Source organism: Glycomyces dulcitolivorans (genome assembly GCF_003265355.1).
Classification (GTDB): domain Bacteria; phylum Actinomycetota; class Actinomycetes; order Mycobacteriales; family Micromonosporaceae; genus Glycomyces; species Glycomyces dulcitolivorans.
Genome location: NZ_QFRW01000022.1, coordinates 604 through 3386 on the forward strand (window position 1 = coordinate 604; position 2783 = coordinate 3386).

Below are 2783 nucleotides of genomic sequence, written 5' to 3' on the forward strand. Positions count from 1 at the left end.
CCATCTGGCCGACGATCACGAACCGCGTCGCGACCGTGTACACCGCGGCCGCGCCGAGTCCGGCGAGGGCCGCGACCATGATGATGTCGAGCCGCTGGAGCCCCAGCTGCGCGACGCTCGCCGCCGCGCGCGGGGCCGTGAACCCCCAGAACGCGCGCGCCGAGACCCGGTCGGGGAACTCCCGGTCCGCGGCCGACGCGCGGTGGCGCCGCAGCAGGTACCAGGCCGCCGCGAGCGCCGCCGGGAAGTACGGCAGCACCCACGCGAACGTGATCCACTGCGCGGTCGCCGTGCCCGCCAACGCGATCGCACCGAGTCCGGCGAGCTGGGCGACGGTGCGCCCGAGTTTGTCGATAACGACCGACGGTCCCATGAGCCGGTAGCCGCGCGTGGCCGCCAGCAGCGCCTCCATCGCGACCGACGCGGGGATGAACACCGCGAGCAGCCGCACCAGGTCCGGGCGCGCGAACATCGGCGCCGCCAGCAGCAGCGCTGCCGCCGCCGCGAACGACGCGACCGCCGCGGGCCACAGGCCCAGCCGCAGCACCGACCCGATGGCCCCGTCCCGCCCGTTCTTGTGCAGCCGCGCGACCCAGTACACGAGCCCGGTCGGCGTCCCCAGCCGCGCGAGCGCGCCCGCGAGCATGAACACCGACGTCGCCGCGAAGAACGCGCCCGCCTCCGCGGGGCTCAGCGCGACCGCGGCGAGCCACGTGACCGCCAGACCCCCGAGCCCCGAGACCGCGGCCCCCACGAGGTTCGCCAGGCCGCCGCGGGCGGTGCCGCGCAGCTCCTCCCGGGTGCCCGCCTCCGCGACCGGCGCGGTCAGCGCCGCCAACTCGGCACGCCCCCAAGCCATTCCGCGAGCCGCTCGTCATAGGGCCCGTAATGCTCGGTGAGCAGCTCCCGCAGCTCCGCCGACATCGGCGAGGGGCGCCCGCGCGCGTTGTGGCGCGCGAACGCGAACTCCCCGATCCACGGCAGGCCCAGGAACCGGAGCACCCGCTCGAACGCGTCCTCGGGCCGGGTGAAGAACTCGCCCGAGTCCAGCACGAGCACCCGATCGCGCCCGACGTGGTCCGCGAGGGGCTCCAGGAAGTCCGTGTACTGCCCGCGCGCGGTGTACGCGTGGTGCTGGTGGTCGAAGCTGTACAGCGCCGGGTCCTCGCGCAGCCGCTCCTCAACGCCCGCAAGGCGGTCCGCCTCGGCCTCGATCGCCTCCGCGAAGTCCGCGATCGGCTCGAACCCGCGCGCCACCTCGTGCGCGTGGTGCGACCACGCCCGCTCGACGGGGTCGCGGACCAGCACGATCACTTTGACGTCCGGCAGGTCCCGCGCGAACCGCCGCGCCGCGAGCGGGTGGTACAGGTAGTACGGGCTCGACTCGAACGCGACCGGCGCGAGCCCGGTGCGGTCGGCGATGCGGGCGGCGGCCCCCTGCGTGGGGAAGTGCCCGCGGTACCAGGCCGGGCCCCGCTGGTAGTTCGTGTCGAAGTAGTGGACGCCCTTGTGGAACACCGGCTTCAGGATGGCCGGGTGCTGGGCCAGGGCCCGGTACAGGGACGTGGTGCCGCAGCGCTGGCCGCCGCAGATGAGCAGGCCCGGCAGCATCCGCGAGGAGGCCGTCAGGCGCCCGAAGGTGCGCGAGGACTGGCCGACGACGGCCTTGAGCTGGTTCGGGATGCGCTCGCGCAGTGTCCGCTGGGTCATTGGTCTTCCTTGCCGCTCAACAGGTTCCGTCGGTGGAGCCGGCCTGCGCGGTCCGCTGGCGGGCGATGTGGCGCAGCAGGGTCGGCAGGAGCCAGCGGCCGAGGGCCCCCAGCGCCGCCCCGGCGCGCTCGGCCTGGTCGCCCATGTAGCGGGCGGCGAGGTCCACGAGGTACAGCAGCGCGGTCGGCTCGGCCTCGCCGGGGGCGACCCCCATGGGCGCGAGGATCGCCGGGGCGTCGGCGACGAGGCCGAGCACGGCCGTCGTCGGGTCGGTCGCCTTGGTGACGATGTCGTCCTGGAGCCGGTAGTGGACGGCGTCGAAGCCGTAGGGGACGCCGGTCTCGAAGCGCTCCAGGTCCCACAGGTAGATGAGGTCCTCGGTCTCGCGGGTGTTCCACGGCGACCAGTCGCCGTGCCACGCGCCGAAGGTCATCGACGAGGACCCGTACCGGTCGAGGAGGGTCTCCCCGGCGGTCTGGAGCGTGTCGGCGTCGGGTTCGCCGCGGTCGGTGAGCGCCTTGAGGCGGGTGCGCAGCCGCGCGGCGTAGTCGGACTCGCCGAGCGGGAACCGGGAGGTGCCGCACGCGTCGGCGAGCTCGCGCATGGCGGCGGTGCGCCGGGCCGGCCCGAGGTCGGCCGGGGCCTCCCAGGCCGGGAGCGCCGAGGTGACCATCAGGTTGTGGCCGTTCCAGTTCCCGGCGTGCAGGAGCCTGGGGACGCGCAGCAGGCGCAGCTCGCAGAACTCCGAGAGGCGCTTGGTCGCGGCGGTCTCGGCGTCGACGAGCTCGCGGGTGAGCGGGTTGACGCCGAGCTTCGCGAACGCGACGGTGTTGGCGTCCCCGTCGAGGATCTGGAGCACCGGCTTGCGGTTCGCCCGCGCAGGTCCGATGTGGATGCTCAGGTGGACCTCGTGGCCGAGGACCGCGGCCAGGTGGTCGTCGATGCCCTCGGCGCCGCCGACCTTCACGCGGTGCGGCAGCAGCAGCCGGTCCAGGCCCAGGCGCAGCGCCAGGACGGCGGCGTCGCGCTTGAGCCGGGCCCCGCGCGCGGCCGGGCGCGCGTACCGCGACAGG

The 2783-nt window shown here is 74.8% G+C and carries 3 protein-coding genes; all 3 read right to left on the bottom strand.

The annotated features are described in order from the left end of the window. The coding region (locus DI269_RS27440; RefSeq protein ID WP_198667011.1) for a lipopolysaccharide biosynthesis protein at positions 1-859 on the bottom strand (859 nt) is incomplete at its 3' end. Continuing rightward, positions 826-1710, bottom strand: a complete 885-nt coding sequence (locus tag DI269_RS00655) for a sulfotransferase family protein (RefSeq protein WP_112133236.1) — start codon at positions 1708-1710, stop codon at positions 826-828. The genes DI269_RS27440 and DI269_RS00655, both read right to left, overlap by 34 nt. A 16-nt stretch (positions 1711-1726) precedes the next feature. Next, the coding region (locus DI269_RS00660) for a hypothetical protein (RefSeq protein ID WP_112133237.1) at positions 1727-2783 on the bottom strand (1057 nt) is incomplete at its 5' end.